Origin of the sequence: Vibrio salilacus (genome assembly GCF_002811245.1) — a bacterium.
GTDB classification, from domain to species: domain Bacteria; phylum Pseudomonadota; class Gammaproteobacteria; order Enterobacterales; family Vibrionaceae; genus Vibrio; species Vibrio salilacus.
On the sequence record NZ_NIVQ01000022.1, the window covers coordinates 30,023 to 44,180 of the forward strand.

At 44.9% G+C, this 14,158-nt stretch carries 12 protein-coding genes and 1 riboswitch; of the genes, 8 read left to right on the forward strand and 4 right to left on the reverse strand.

Annotation, left to right across the window (positions count from 1 at the left end; translation table 11 throughout):
• Positions 1–144: 144 nt before the first annotated feature.
• The gene (locus CDZ87_RS13635; protein ID WP_100754041.1) at positions 145–699 is read left to right on the forward strand and encodes a chorismate lyase; all 555 of its coding nucleotides are present in this window, start codon (positions 145–147) and stop codon (positions 697–699) included.
• On the forward strand, positions 686–1,540 hold the full coding sequence (ubiA, locus tag CDZ87_RS13640) for a 4-hydroxybenzoate octaprenyltransferase (RefSeq protein ID WP_100754042.1): 855 nt from the start codon (positions 686–688) through the stop codon (positions 1,538–1,540). The genes CDZ87_RS13635 and ubiA overlap by 14 nt, the downstream gene beginning before the upstream one ends.
• Positions 1,541–1,578: 38 nt before the next feature.
• Here the strand turns inward: ubiA and plsB are convergent, their stop codons facing one another.
• Entirely contained in the window at positions 1,579–4,023 is a 2,445-nt protein-coding gene (plsB, locus tag CDZ87_RS13645; RefSeq protein ID WP_100754043.1) for a glycerol-3-phosphate 1-O-acyltransferase PlsB, read from the reverse strand.
• Between the two features lie 450 nt (positions 4,024–4,473).
• On the opposite strand from plsB, the gene lexA reads away from it, so the two are divergent.
• Entirely contained in the window at positions 4,474–5,094 is a 621-nt protein-coding gene (lexA, locus tag CDZ87_RS13650; RefSeq protein WP_100754044.1) for a transcriptional repressor LexA, read from the forward strand.
• Positions 5,095–5,173: 79 nt separating this feature from the next.
• Positions 5,174–5,992, forward strand: coding sequence for a class I SAM-dependent methyltransferase (locus CDZ87_RS13655; RefSeq protein ID WP_172953588.1), 819 nt, complete (start codon positions 5,174–5,176; stop codon positions 5,990–5,992).
• 125 nt (positions 5,993–6,117) lie between these two features.
• Here CDZ87_RS13655 and sthA read toward each other — a convergent pair whose 3' ends face one another.
• Positions 6,118–7,518 carry a Si-specific NAD(P)(+) transhydrogenase gene (sthA, locus tag CDZ87_RS13660; protein WP_100754046.1) on the reverse strand — a complete coding sequence of 467 codons (1,401 nt, stop codon included), beginning with the start codon at positions 7,516–7,518 and terminating at the stop codon, positions 6,118–6,120.
• A 286-nt stretch (positions 7,519–7,804) separates the two neighbouring features.
• Here sthA and fabR point away from each other — a divergent pair, with 286 nt between their 5' ends.
• Together fabR and CDZ87_RS13670 are read left to right on the forward strand one after the other, a co-directional pair.
• Positions 7,805–8,446 (forward strand): HTH-type transcriptional repressor FabR, encoded by a 642-nt coding sequence (gene fabR / locus CDZ87_RS13665; protein ID WP_100754047.1) that lies wholly within the window; start codon positions 7,805–7,807, stop codon positions 8,444–8,446.
• Positions 8,446–8,829 (forward strand): YijD family membrane protein, encoded by a 384-nt coding sequence (locus tag CDZ87_RS13670; protein WP_100754048.1) that lies wholly within the window; start codon positions 8,446–8,448, stop codon positions 8,827–8,829. Before fabR ends, CDZ87_RS13670 begins: the two co-directional genes overlap by 1 nt.
• Before the next feature lie 60 nt (positions 8,830–8,889).
• Here the strand turns inward: CDZ87_RS13670 and trmA are convergent, their stop codons facing one another.
• Positions 8,890–9,999 carry a tRNA (uridine(54)-C5)-methyltransferase TrmA gene (trmA, locus tag CDZ87_RS13675; protein ID WP_100754049.1) on the reverse strand — a complete coding sequence of 370 codons (1,110 nt, stop codon included), beginning with the start codon at positions 9,997–9,999 and terminating at the stop codon, positions 8,890–8,892.
• A 201-nt stretch (positions 10,000–10,200) separates the two neighbouring features.
• Positions 10,201–10,402, forward strand: a riboswitch (cobalamin riboswitch).
• 47 nt (positions 10,403–10,449) lie between these two features.
• Between trmA and CDZ87_RS13680 the strand changes: the two genes are divergently transcribed.
• On the forward strand, positions 10,450–12,303 hold the full coding sequence (locus CDZ87_RS13680) for a TonB-dependent receptor domain-containing protein (protein WP_100754050.1): 1,854 nt from the start codon (positions 10,450–10,452) through the stop codon (positions 12,301–12,303).
• A 154-nt stretch (positions 12,304–12,457) separates the two neighbouring features.
• Complete coding sequence (gene murI / locus CDZ87_RS13685; protein ID WP_100754051.1) at positions 12,458–13,270, forward strand: glutamate racemase; 813 nt, start codon at positions 12,458–12,460, stop codon at positions 13,268–13,270.
• Here the strand turns inward: murI and CDZ87_RS13690 are convergent.
• The gene (locus CDZ87_RS13690; protein ID WP_100754052.1) at positions 13,236–13,715 is read right to left on the reverse strand and encodes an RNA recognition motif domain-containing protein; all 480 of its coding nucleotides are present in this window, start codon (positions 13,713–13,715) and stop codon (positions 13,236–13,238) included. The genes murI and CDZ87_RS13690 overlap by 35 nt on opposite strands.
• Positions 13,716–14,158 lie beyond the last annotated feature (443 nt).

The following is a 14,158-nucleotide window of genomic DNA, read 5'->3' on the forward strand; positions in this document are numbered from 1 at the left end:
TCACGATATTCGAATCGCCTGAGTCTTGTTACAATAGAGCATCGATTTGTAATAAAAATGCGTTAAGCACTCTATCTAGTGGTTAACATCAGAGCACGAAGCTTTATTATTGTACGATGATAAGGCTACTTATTGAATACTAGTATGAATCAATCAACTGCGCTTTATTTATCTGCTTTACGTCAAGTTGAATGGCAAGACCCAAAACATTTTAGCTTTCCCACTCCACGTGCGAAGATTTGGTTGCTAGAACAGGGCTCCTTGTCACGTTTATTAGAGTCTTACTGTCAGGCATTGAGTGTTGACTTGCTACATAACAAAGCCATTGATGGCCAACAGCTTAATTGGCAAGAAGTAAGCTTGCTGACTCAAGAGCAGTGTTTGTTACGCAAAGTCGTCTTAAAAGGCGATGGTCAAGCTTGGGTATTGGGCCGAACCTTGATCCCGCAGAGCTCGATGCAAGGACAAGACTTTGATCTATCCGACCAAGGCGAAATACCGCTCGGGCTAACCGTATTTAGTGCCAGTAATGTTAAACGTGACGCTTTGCAAGTTGGGGCGGTGGACATTGATGGCCAGACACTATTAGCTAGGCGCTCGCGATTATGGATGAATCACAAACCTATGCTGGTGGCTGAATTGTTTTTGCCGACAGCGCCCATTTACACCAAGGAGAATGCGAGCGATGACCGCGGATAAAGCCGTTGCTTATTGGCAATTGATGCGTATGGACAAGCCGATTGGCACTTTGTTACTGCTGTGGCCGACTTTATGGGCGCTGATCATTTCGGCCCAAGGCATGCCAAACGTTAGTGTTCTAGTCGTGTTTACGCTTGGGGTGATTTTTATGCGTGCCGCTGGGTGCGTGATTAACGATTTTGCTGATCGTAATGTTGATGGTCACGTCAAACGTACCGAGAAACGTCCTTTGCCTTCCGGGCGCGTGAGTGCCAAAGAGGCGATTGCGCTGTTTCTTCTTCTCGCGTTGAGTTCATTCTTGCTTGTTATGAGCATGAACCCGCTAACCATCAAGCTCTCATTTGTTGGCCTTTTCTTGGCGTTTATCTATCCATTTATGAAGCGCTATACGCATCTGCCGCAACTGTTCCTTGGTTTAGCATTTAGCTGGTCGATTCCTATGGCATGGGCTGCGCAAGCCAATGAAGTGCCGATGATGGTGTGGTTTATCTTTGCGATTAATGCCCTGTGGACTATTGCCTACGATACGCAATACGCCATGGTTGATAGAGATGATGACTTGAAGATCGGTATCAAATCGACGGCCATTTTATTCGGTCGCTATGACAAGATGGTGATTGGTTTATTGCAACTGGTCACTTTGGCTATGCTGATGTGGGTAGGCAGTTACTATCAACTGGGCGCAAGCTATTACTGGAGCTTGCTGATTGCAGGTGCGCTGTTTGTGTTTCAGCAACATCTTATCCGCCATCGCGAACGAGCGTTGTGCTTTCGAGCTTTCCTCAACAATAACTATGTCGGTATGGTGATAACCATCGGCTTATTTATCGCATTCTGGTAAAACAAAGGGCATCGTATGATGCCCTTTGTTCTTTTATTTTAATGCGTCTTTGTGTGGTCAGTCGCCTGATGGATACTCTCTTTAATGGTCAGGCGTACTTCTGGATAAAGCATTGAGTAGAGCAGTTTTGCAAGCTCATTACTCTTGATTCTATCGCAGTTTCCGTCACCGTCGAGATACGCCTCTTGTTTGAGGGTAGCAAACATGGCCGAGAAGGCGCCTTTATCAAAGAACTCCGGGGCATTAATACCGTGCAACCGACCTAAACGTTGGGCAATATCTTGGCTCTTTTGTTCCAAATCAGACTTACCCAGATCAGGGCTTGAGACCAATAGGTTTAGCGCAATCGAATAACGTTGCAGAGTTTCGGTAATGGTGCGACCCAGTAATACCAGTACTTGGTTATTGGCTTGGTTCATGGCCACATTGTGTTGGTTATCAATGGTGACAAGGCCTTGATGTGCCAATTCTTCGATATACGCTTCAGTAAGCTCTGCCAACCTCTTTTGTTCCACACTTAAAAACAACTCTTGCTTAAGAAATGGGTAGATGAGCGCGACATTACGTTGAATCTGTTGCAGTGATAATTGCTGATGGCGAACCAGCATCTGCGCAATCAAGGAAGGTATCGCTAACAAGTGAATGATGTTATTACGGTAATAGGTCATTAAAATCGACTGACTGCGGTCAAGTGAAACAATATCGCCCATGCTGTCGGTCTCAATAATAAACTTATCCAGTGATTCTGCGTGTTTGACTAAGGCCTTGGCATCGTCAGTAGGGACGGTATAAGTTTCTGAGTACGGAACATTTTTCAAAATCGACAGATAACAGTTGATCTGATTCACCAAGCTGTCACGCGACAGGGCGCGCTGGCGAGAAGCAAGCAGTGCTGTCGCACATAGCGTCATTGCGTTGGTAGCGGCCGCATCATTGATGTGCGTCATCATCTTGGTCGCGAGCGAGTTAACCACAGGGTTTAGCCATTGTGGTTTGTTGCCGCCGATAGGATCGATATCTTTGGTCCATTGGGGCGCTTGCTCGTTAAGATACTGATTTAACGGGATTGGTTCACCGAAGTTGACATAGCCTTGGCCGAAGTTGCGCAGTTTACGAATCGTGCGTAGCACTTGGCTGGCATTTTCTTTCTCTTTGCGTTTGCCGCGCAGCTCTTTAGCATAAGTTCCTACTTCCATTACGTGCTCGTAACCAATATAAACCGGCACTAAGGTGACTGGGCGGTTTAATCCGCGCAACATGGCCTGAATAGTCATCGCTAACATGCCAGTTTTTGCTTGCAGTAAACGACCAGTTCGAGAGCGGCCGCCCTCACTAAAGTACTCGACGGAGTAACCTTTGGCGAACAATTCGGCTAAGTATTCACGGAAAATCGTTGAGTAGAGCTTATTGCCCTTAAAGCTGCGACGAATAAAGAAAGCGCCGCCACGACGGAAAAGCGGTCCGGCCGGGAAGAAGTTAAGGTTTATCCCTGCCGCAATGTGCGGAGGTACCATACCTTCATGGTAAAGCACGTAAGACAATAATAGGTAGTCCATATGACTACGGTGACAAGGAACATAAACAATCTCGTGACCATCTTGAGCGAGTTTACGCACAGTCGCCGCATTGTTAATGTTCAAGCCTTGATAGATGCGGTTCCATAGCCAGCCAAGTAGACGGTCACCATTTTTTACCAGTGAGTAAGAAAAGTCTGCAGCGATTTCATCCATAATGGCATGCGCTTCTTTACGCATTTTTTCAATCGAAACGTTTTTCGCTTTTGCCTCATCTTCGATCACTTTTTCAATCGCCTGCGATTTCATTAAACGCTTAAATAGCGCTTGGCGACTTGGCAGGTTAGGGCCTGATGCTGCGAGCTTCTGACGTGAGAAGTGAATACGTGCCACGCGGGCCAGTTTATGGGCAATCGAAGTATCGGTGCCGTGCGAATCAGCCATATAACGCAGTGAGACCACAGGGCTGATACGAACAAGACAGTCGCGTCCAGAAACAATAACCGCCATGGCTTTTTGTGGGCCATTAAGCGATTGAAGGTAAGGTTTGTGCTGAGACTCTTTACCCGGTTTACGTCCCCATAGCACCGTCGTTGGGATCACTTGCACATCGAGATCTGAATCAAATTTATGCAGCTCAAGTAGATCCGAAAAGAGGGTGATCGATTCGTTCGGCACGTCTTGGTCGTTGTTTATCACGGTTTGTCGTGCAGAGGTAAACACATAGCGAATAAACGGCTTACCATTGATCTCAACAGGTTGTAGGGGGTCTGGTAGCCCTAATGCGATAACCTGTTTTTGCAATGCGAGCAAGTCGACATTGGATCGATATGGTAGTGCGTAAATAATGGGTTTGTTGATATCAATGCTATGATCTTCAATAGGATTTGAAGGAATTGTTGTCCCTTTTACTAACAATGACATGGGCAGTTTCAGTAAAGAGTACGATAACATTCGTCCAGAAGACATAAGGATCTTGGCCTCAAAATTTGCGAGTTTGCGTAAGCGTATTTCCCCTTCTCTAACTATCGAAGTGGGGCGATGCTCAAGCGTTATTTTTATAGCCGGCAAGGATACCAGAAACTGGTCTAACCTTTTACTTATTATTGATTAGGAAAACGTCAATTTTCAACTCAAGAAAGTCGTTCGATAAACGGCCAATAGAAAGCAACATGCCACCGAAAACCCTACATGGTGCCAAACCTCTTAGCAACGTAACCTGATGTTTATACTAAGGAGTAAAAGCGTGTTTTAAAATGACCTGCACCCAAATGAACCACAGTTTCTCATACTCATTTGACTCTCTGCTCGCATGATCTTAGCCAGCTAACACTCCTGTTAAAAAGCAATCAATTGGCTTTTCATTTTTATAAATACTGGATATACTCACAGTCAACTGTATAAAAAGACAGGTGACTTATGAAGCCGCTAACGCCCCGCCAGCAACAAGTGTTTGACCTCATCAAGAACAAAATTGATGTGACAGGTATGCCACCAACACGAGCAGAAATTGCTCGAGAATTGGGGTTTCGCTCCGCTAATGCAGCAGAAGAGCATTTAAAAGCGCTTGCGCGTAAGCAAGTGATTGAGATCATTCCAGGCGCTTCGCGTGGTATCCGTATCTTGCTTCAAGACGCTGCAAATGACGATCAAGGTCTGCCGTTGATTGGCCAAGTTGCGGCCGGTGAACCTATTTTAGCGCAAGAGCACGTCGAGACGCATTATCAGGTCGACCCTGGTATGTTCAAGCCTCAAGCGGATTTTCTTTTGCGTGTAAATGGCGAGAGTATGAAAGATATCGGCATCATGGATGGCGATTTGCTTGCGGTGCACAAGACCCAAGATGTGCGTGATGGTCAAGTCGTGGTGGCCCGTGTCGACGACGACGTAACGGTCAAGCGTCTTGAGCGTAAAGGCTCAACAGTACTGTTGCATGCAGAAAACGATCAGTTTGCACCGATCAAAGTGGATCTTACGAGTCAGCATCTCGCAATAGAAGGACTGGCTGTCGGCATTATCCGCAATACCGACTGGATGTAGTTAATAATTGAGATTAATTCTCATTTGTTGCTTTTGTAACTGATATTCATTATCATCTTCTTCTGGCGACAGAAGGAAGATGATAATGGCCACTAACCCCCAATCCAATCAACATCGCTATCAAATCCCAGCTAATTTGCTCCAACCTATGTGGCTACGCAGTCGTGAGAGTTTAATCGACAATGGCCTAGTTTACGATCCGATCGCCGCGCGTGCCTGCCAACGCTGCCAACTCGCTCCCGAATGCTTCTCTGGTGATATTGACCAGAAGCAACTACTTCATGTCACCTTAGCTCGTCTATGCGATCAGCACGTATCCGCTTTTATTAAACGCAATCCCGATGGTTGGATCATTAATGTTGGGGCAGGGTTGGATACACGTTTCTACCGGGTCGATAATGGCCGCTGTCACTGGCTCGAGCTTGATGTGACGGAGCATTTGTTGTGGCGAAAAAAACTGTTTCATCATAGCGAACGCTACCATCACTTGTGTGGTAGTGTTGATGATTTAAGTTGGCTGACGCAATTGCCGGTGGGGGATAAGAGCCCGGTGATGATTGTTTGTGAACACGCTTTGTTAGATTGTAATCAACAGCAAATCGCCAAATTTGTGCAGGCGCTTGGCTGTCATTTCGACAGCGCACGGATTTGTATGGTTTTAGCTGGAGATTTGTGTGTGAGTAAGTTGGGACAAAAGATGGGAGCCAGTCTTTATCAACATGGTTATCGTTCGCCAGGAGAGGCGATGCTAGGTTACTTGCCTTGGGCACGTTGGGTTAAAACGGATTCACCACTTGAACGTGATTGCGGACGTTGGAAGCTTTGGCAGCGGTGGATCAGTAAATTCCAGTTCTTAAAACAGCGTTTAACCCCTGTCGTGGTTCAGCTGCGTTGGTGATCTCACGGTGATGATACAAACACACTGGGTGTTTAATTGCTCATTCAGTGACACAATTAACCAATCAGTGGTAGCTTAACGATGAACAAGCCGAACTGGGTCCGGCTTGAAACAAGGCATGAATATTAAAACAGTCGGTTGAGGCCATTGAGCGCAGCGACGCGATACGCTTCAGCCATGGTTGGATAGTTGAAGGTCGTATTGACGAAGTATTCGATGGTATTGGCTTCACCTTTTTGCTCCATAATCGCCTGGCCGATGTGGATGATCTCAGCGGCTCGTTCACCAAAGCAATGGATGCCTAAAATTGCTTTTGTTTCACGGTGGAAGAGAATCTTCAAACTGCCAATATCTTTACCTGCGATCTGAGCGCGAGCAAGGTGCTTGAACGAAGAACGCCCAACTTCATATGGAACTTTGGCTGCAGTTAACTCCTGCTCGGTTTTGCCGACAGAGCTAATCTCGGGAATGGTGTAAATACCCGTTGGAATGTCATCAATCAAAAGCCCTTCTGCCTGACCTTTATTAATCGCCTGCGCTACGAAGCGACCTTGGTCATAGGCGGCGCTTGCAAGACTTGGGTAACCAATCACGTCACCGACGGCGTAGACATGGTCAATATCTGTTTGATAGTTACTGTCAACTTTCAACTGGCCACGAGAGTCTGCCTCAAGGCCAACAGCAGTAAGATTGAGCTTGTCGGTATTACCAGTGCGGCCATTGGCGTACAAAATACAGTCGGCGCGCATTTTCTTCCCAGACTCTAAGTGAACAATCACGGCGTCTTCTGTGGCTTCAATTTTCTGATATGTTTCATCATTGCGGATAACGACACCACTGTTCCAGAAATGATAAGACAGTGCGTCCGACACTTCGTTATCAAGGAAAGAAAGTAGTCGATCTCGGGTGTTAATTAGATCAGTTTTTACGCCTAACCCGCGGAAGATAGAGGCGTACTCACAGCCGATAACCCCTGCTCCGTAGATAATGATATGGCGAGGGTCATGTTTCAGACTCAAAATCGAGTCGCTGTCGTAAATACGCTGATGTGTGAAATCGACATCGGCAGGTTGGTACGGACGTGAGCCTGTAGCAATCACAAAGCGATCCGCGCTGTAAGTCTCTTCGGTACCATCACTTTGCATCACGGCGATAGTGTACTTATCGGTGAAGCGAGCGGTACCAAAGATCAATGAACACTGATTACGATCGTAGAAACCTTGACGCAAGCGCGTTTGCTTATCTGTCACCGATTTTGCATGACCAAGAATACTGGAAAAGGTGGAATGCAAACTGGTGTTGTTGTGGCAAAACAGCGGGTTGTTATTGAATTCAATAATACGGCTAACGGCATGACGTAACGCTTTAGAAGGAATCGTTCCCCAGTGAGTACAACCGCCACCGACGCTGCTCTCTTTTTCCACAATAGCCACATTCAATCCCGCTTTGGTTAATCCCATCGCTGCCCCTTCACCTCCGGGGCCACTACCAATAACGATTACATCAAAGTGGTTATTCTCCGCCATAGCGCTTTTCCTTGTTATCGATTCTTAACATTGCTGTAGCGAGATTTTAACTGATTCGCTGACAGCGTAAATGATAAGCGCACTAGAGAGTCGGCGAGATCACGCAGAATAGATCAAAATGGCTAAAGGGTATGCTGTATGTCTCTAATTAGTGGCGAAAGGATTGAATTCTCAACTCAGCTCGATTTAATTGCCATTCGGTCATCAAAGCGGACGATTATGGCTTATCTCGTTACTCCAATCGTTGTATATTAATGACATTAGAAGTAAAAACAGAATTACAGCTATGAAATCCATGGGAATCCGAGCACAGCAGAAAGAGAAGACACGACGTTCTTTGATAGATGCTGCGTTTAGTCAACTCAGTGCCGATCGCAGTTTTTCCAACTTGAGCTTGCGTGAAGTAGCACGTGAAGCGGGCATTGCCCCCACCTCGTTCTATCGTCACTTCAAAGATATGGACGAGTTAGGTCTAACCATGGTTGATGAAGGTGGTTTGTTGTTACGCCAACTGATGCGTCAAGCGCGCCAGCGTATTGTAAAAGAGGGCAGTGTGATACGCACGTCGGTAGAAACCTTTATGGAATTTATCGAGAGCAGTCCCAATGTCTTGCGTTTGTTATTGCGTGAACGCTCAGGCACCTCATTTGAATTTCGTAATGCTGTGGCGCGTGAAATGCAGCATTTTGTTGCTGAGATGACCGAATACTTAATTAGTAGTGGTATGACGCGCGATGAAGCTTTTACCCAAGCTGAAGCGTCAGTGACGTTAGTCTTTAGCTCGGGTGCTGAAGCGCTAGATTTAGAGAGACCTGAGCGTGATGAACTCGCTGAGCGTCTTATTATGCAGTTGCGAATGATCGCTAAAGGGGCGTTTTGGTATCGCAAAGAACGTGAACGTAACCGGTTAAAAGGTGGGATAGATTAATGTCGAATGAAACAAACCAAGTTAATCGTAGCTCTGAGAAAAAAACACTGGTTCTGGCGCTGGTCGCTGGTATGTGTGGTGATGCAGTGCTGTCATGGTTAACCATGAGCGAAGTCTCTTTCTCTATTTTTCCATTGATTGCGCTGGCTCTGTCAGTCCAAGCTCTGTATCGAGAATATTTAAGTAACCCGGTCTCTGAAGACATTCCTTTAGTCGGACTGGCGTGTTTCTTTGTTGGTGCTTTTGGTCATTCTGCGTTTATCAAAGCGCAGTACCCTGAGGCAGGATCAAACATGCTCGCAATCTTTATTACTCTTGGCTTGCTGTTATGGATAGCTAAAAAGCTCGGTTTTCTGACTGCCACAGAAAAAGCTCAAGAGTAATTATTATCAACGTCATAAAAAACGAGCCGTGATGGCTCGTTTTTTATATCAAAATGATATTTAGACTTTACGCTCTAGAAGTATACCTGCTTCCATATGGTGGGTGAAAGGGAATTGGTCAAACAGAGCAAAACGTGTCACGTTGTGTGTTTCGCATAGAATGTCTAAGTTCTCTTTTAGAGTCTCAGGGTTACAAGAGATGTACAGGATGCGCTGGTAACCTTGCACCATTTTACAAGTATCGACATCCATCCCTGCACGTGGAGGGTCGACAAAGATGGTGTTGCAGTTGTAGCTCTTCAGATCTATGCCTGCATCTTGTAGACGACGGAATTCACGCTTACCTTCGATCGCTTGAGTAAACTCTTCAGCCGACAAGCGCAAAATTTGCACGTTATCAATCTTATTCGCTGCAATGTTATATTGGGCAGAAACGACAGAAGGCTTCGCGAGTTCTGTGGCGAGCACGCGGTTAAAGTTCTGCGCCAGCGCTAGAGAGAAATTACCATTACCGCAGTAAAGCTCAAGTAAGTCACCTTGGCTATCTTGGGTGCAATCAACCGCCCATTCCAACATCTTCTCTGCGACCTTAGCGTTAGGTTGAGTAAAACTGTTCTCAACTTGTTGGTAGACATAAGGCTTTCCGTTTACATCCAGTTTCTCGATGACATAATCTCGATCGAGGACGACTTTCATCTTACGCGCACGGCCTATAAGATTCAGGTTAAACCCTTCATCGTTAAGGCGCTGTTTGAGTGTCTTGGCGTTTTGTGTCCACTCATCATCAAGTTGACGGTGGTAAAGCAGCGACACTAAAATCTCGCCGCTTAATGTTGATAAGAAATCCACTTGAAATAGTTTACGGCGTAGAGAGTCGTTGTCCTTGAGAGCATCAATGAGTAAAGGCATAAGGTCGTTGATCAGGCGACTGGCTGCTGGGAACTGATCAACACGATATTTCTCACGGGTTTGTTGATTGAACATGATGTAATAAAGGTCTTCACCTTCATGCCAAATACGAAATTCAGCGCGCATGCGGTAGTTTTGTTCTGGTGATTCAAACACTTCCAACTCAGGTACATTGTAATCTGCAAACATCTCATTGAGACATTTGACCTTTTCAGCCAGTTGTTCTTGGTAGCGTTGCGGGTTTACGTCCAGAGTCGCCATGATCATTACCTTTGGTATTTGTACCTGTGGAGGGTGTGTTGTATTTGAGAGCGCAGATTTTATTCAATCTCAGCGTGATGTCCAGCATTGAGCGCCTCATCAACAAAATATAGCGTGTAAAAGTTGTGTTGGCTGACCACGAATTCGGCGTTAATTTATAGTTCCGTTCAATATCGGCTGGACAAACTATCAATTGCTTAATAACATCGTCGCCAAGCTGGTGCTGTTTAGATGTATAGACGGCCAAAAGGGAATCCTGGTGTAAATCCAGAACTGACGCGCAGCGGTAAAAGAGAACGAACGCTCAAATGACACTGCATAGAGATTTATGTGGGAAGTCGAGCAAGTAGGTGGCGAAGCCGAGCTCTTGAGTCCGAATACCTGCCAGCGCCTGAGTCACAATGGAATGCTTTCCGACTCAGTAGGACTTACGCGATTTAGGATAATAGAATGAGAAAAACGTTTCTTGCGATCACGTGTGCATCGCTGCTTTCACCTATTTTTTATTTACAAGCCCAAGAAGTTGCCGCAGATGAAACGGTTTTGGTGACCGCAAACCGCTTCAAGCAAATTGATGGTGCCGTTCTTGCACAAACCGTCACTATAACAAAAGAAGACATTAAACGTCTTCAAGTCAATAGCCTGTTTGATGTATTTCGTACACTACCGAGTGTTGAAGTTGCCCAGTACGGTGGACGTGGTCAATCCGCGTCTATCTACGTTCGAGGAGGTAGTTCATCCCAAGTTCTGGTTTTAGTCGATGGTATTCGTATGTCACGTACAATGATGGGGGGTATCGATTTTAACCAATTTCCAATGAATTCTATTGAACGTATTGACTACATTCGTGGCGCGCGTGCCTCCATCTACGGTTCAGAGGCCATCTCTGGCGTAATTAACATTATTACTCGTGCGACTATTGATGACGATTCAAGCCGAGTGTCTATAGGTTATGGCTCAAATAATCATAAAAAGGGCACGTTTTTGGTCTCTAAGGCTGTGGGTGAAGGTAAGCACTTTAAGGGGGTCGTGGGGTACGAGAAAACCAATGGTTTTAACGTTAAGCCTCAAGCGGGATTGAATGACGGCGATGAACATGGTTTCGAAACGTTAAATTTTAAGTTGGGCTATCAACAAAACTTCTCAGATTATTTATCGGGTTATGTAGGTCTTAGCGCTTATAACAATGAATATGATTACGACAACAGCAGTATTTGGAGTGGCCATGAGAAAAAAACTGGCGAAGTTGAGTATGTAGGAACGGACTTATCGCTAGAATACAACAAAGACGTTTACTCATCTGAATTAAAATTGGCTTATGGTCAACAAGACAACTATGACCATAAGTCAGGTCAAAGCAAATCTACGGGCGATCATGTTGCTATTGAACAGTTCAATGCAATTTGGTTGAACTCGTACAGCGTTAACGAGCAATTGAGTATTGGCGGTGGTTTGGACTACCGTACCGAGAAGTTAGCAAAAGGCTATATTGCGGCAAATAGTTGGGGACCGGCTCAAGACTATCATCCCAAAAAAAATCCAAGAACTAACTTTGGTGTGAGTGCTATTACCCAATACGTTTACGATGCATGGACGTTAGAACTCAGCGTACGTAATGACGAAAACAATCAGTTTGGTAACAACACCACATGGCAAACTGCTGCTGGTTGGAAGGTTTACGAAGGCTACGAATTAACCTTAAGCCATGGTACGGCTTTTCGTGCCCCGAGCTTTGTTGACTTATACTATCCAGGTTACGAAATGCCAAATCTAAAACCGGAAGAATCAGAAAACACGGAATTATCGTTATCTGGTCTAGTATCGATTGTTGATTGGACAGTAACGGGTTACTACAACCAAATCGAAAATATGCTGATTTGGAAAGGCGCTGGCATGCAAAACGTCGGTAAAGCACAGATCAAAGGTATAGAGCTAGAGGTGAAATTCGAGACGGATATCGTCTCTCATGAGTTCTACTTAGATTATAAAGATCCTGTCGATAAGTCTGGTACAGAGAAGACCCAATTAGCATACCGATCTAAGCGTGGTGCGAAGTGGAATGCTTACGCAACATTTAACCAATGGACGTTGGGTTCGCAGTATCTTTACCAAGGTGAGCGCTTTAATGGCAGTACAAAATTATCGAGTTACAGTCTATGGAACCTTACCGCTTCTTACGCTGTGAACCCAAACTGGGATATTAATGCGAAGCTCAGTAACGCATTCGATAAAGATTACGAGATGTACTCAGATTATGCCACGCCAGGGCGTCAGTACTTTATCTCGACAGACTACCGCTTCTAATTGAGCCAAACAAGACCGCCACATCGGCGGTTTTTCTTTTTAAACTTGAAGTGAAGAGAGGAGCGATTGAGACATTAAAGATACCAAGCGAAAACATTGCCAAAACAAATCTAACCAGTATGATCGCCAAGTCCTTAATTTGCAGGTAAGACTTGTGCGAGCATTAAGTAATAAAAAAGTCCTAGTGTTTGATTCTGGCGTTGGTGGCCTTTCAGTTTATCAAGAAATAGAGACTAAGCTGCCTCAACTTGATTACCTCTATCTCTTTGACAATCAAGCCTATCCATATGGAGAACTGGATCGTCATACCTTAATAGCTCGGGTTGATACGTTAATCACCTCAATGGTTGAGCAGTATCACGTCGATTTGGTTGTGATTGCTTGTAATACCGCAAGTACTATTGTTCTACCTACTTTGCGGGCCAAGCTGTCTGTTCCTGTGGTGGGGGTTGTACCTGCGATAAAGCCAGCGTCTAATATGGCGAATAAAGCGGTTGGTCTGATTGCAACACCTGCGACTATCACTCGTCCTTATACGCACGACCTGATTCGCAATTTTTCGCAAAGTAAGCCTGTCAAATTGCTGGGCTCTACACGACTAGTGGATATGGCGGAAGAAAAACTGCGTGGTGAAAGCCTTGATCAAGAGGAACTTAAGCAAATCTTATTGCCGATTGCCAATAAGATAGATGTGGCGGTTCTGGGCTGCACCCACTTTCCGTTGATTAAAACCGAGATTCAAGCTGTGTTGAGTGAACAGGTTCAATTAATCGATTCGGGAGAGGCGATTGCACGTCGAGTAGAAGACCTGTTAGCGCTGGACGATTTAGTGCTGAACAATAATGAGAGTAAAAAAGGCAGTCGTGACATCTTTTCAACCGCTCCCCCTTGGCAAGAGGAAGCGTTGAATAAGGCTTTAAAGGCGTTCGGTTTTAGTCCTGTTCAATATTATCCGCTTGAGATTTAGGATCGTTAGCGACACGTACTTTTAATGTACGCTGCATGTAATCCTGTTCGTTAAGCGCATCGATAGCGGTTGGGACATCGGTTGCAGCCATCACAACAAAGCCAAAACCTCTTCTTTTACCAGTGCGCTTATCTTTCATTAAGCGTACGGCAAAAACTTCCCCATGCTTAGCAAAGAGATCCTTAACATGCGATTCATTGGCTTTATACGGCAGATTACCGACATAAAGGGTTTTGGTTGAAGTGTCGCTGGCTTGATCGTCGTCTTCTTTTTTTACTTCGCTGTCGGTAATGGAAAGTTTAAAGATAAAAGTAGAGGCAACAACACCCACAACAAAACCTACAACAAAGCTTAAAGCGGGTTGAACCGCTACCTGCGAAAAAAAGATGATTGCACCTAAAACGGCTAAGGCAACAATCAATAAGGTCGATTTGTTTGAATTCATACTGGAATACAACTTTTTAGGTTTAAGAAAAAATAGGTCTACATTAACAAAATAGACACAGCGATATTACGTATATGGTTGATGTTTTTCCAACGTATTGATGTGACATGACTCAAATGTTGAAATTTTATTCTATTTTCAGTGTGTTGATTTTTTTTTGACCAAACGGAAAATTAATTTAAAAAAACGCTTGTCATCCTCTCAGAGCTCCCTATAATGCCGCCTCACCGACACGGAGTGAGACAGACGTCACACAGCGAGTTGGGAAGTGAGAAAAAGAAATTATTAAAAAGTTCTTGACTCTCAACACGGGAAGCGTAAGATTCGCACCCCTAACGACGAAGCGCTGAGCGCAACGGAAGTTAGAAATTGCTCTTTAACAATATAAACCTATCAATCTGTGTGGGCACTCGTTGATGACAATCCAATAGGTTATTGCTTAG

What these genes read in the sequence shown, in the direction of transcription:
- CDZ87_RS13635 (WP_100754041.1), top strand. Translation starts at nt 145, where the DNA reads ATGAATCAATCAACTGCGCTTTATTTATCTGCTTTACGTCAAGTTGAA.
- ubiA (WP_100754042.1), top strand. Translation starts at nt 686, where the DNA reads ATGACCGCGGATAAAGCCGTTGCTTATTGGCAATTGATGCGTATGGAC.
- plsB (WP_100754043.1), bottom strand. Translation starts at nt 4,023, where the DNA reads ATGTCTTCTGGACGAATGTTATCGTACTCTTTACTGAAACTGCCCATG.
- lexA (WP_100754044.1), top strand. Translation starts at nt 4,474, where the DNA reads ATGAAGCCGCTAACGCCCCGCCAGCAACAAGTGTTTGACCTCATCAAG.
- CDZ87_RS13655 (WP_172953588.1), top strand. Translation starts at nt 5,174, where the DNA reads ATGATAATGGCCACTAACCCCCAATCCAATCAACATCGCTATCAAATC.
- sthA (WP_100754046.1), bottom strand. Translation starts at nt 7,518, where the DNA reads ATGGCGGAGAATAACCACTTTGATGTAATCGTTATTGGTAGTGGCCCC.
- fabR (WP_100754047.1), top strand. Translation starts at nt 7,805, where the DNA reads ATGAAATCCATGGGAATCCGAGCACAGCAGAAAGAGAAGACACGACGT.
- CDZ87_RS13670 (WP_100754048.1), top strand. Translation starts at nt 8,446, where the DNA reads ATGTCGAATGAAACAAACCAAGTTAATCGTAGCTCTGAGAAAAAAACA.
- trmA (WP_100754049.1), bottom strand. Translation starts at nt 9,999, where the DNA reads ATGGCGACTCTGGACGTAAACCCGCAACGCTACCAAGAACAACTGGCT.
- CDZ87_RS13680 (WP_100754050.1), top strand. Translation starts at nt 10,450, where the DNA reads ATGAGAAAAACGTTTCTTGCGATCACGTGTGCATCGCTGCTTTCACCT.
- CDZ87_RS13690 (WP_100754052.1), bottom strand. Translation starts at nt 13,715, where the DNA reads ATGAATTCAAACAAATCGACCTTATTGATTGTTGCCTTAGCCGTTTTA.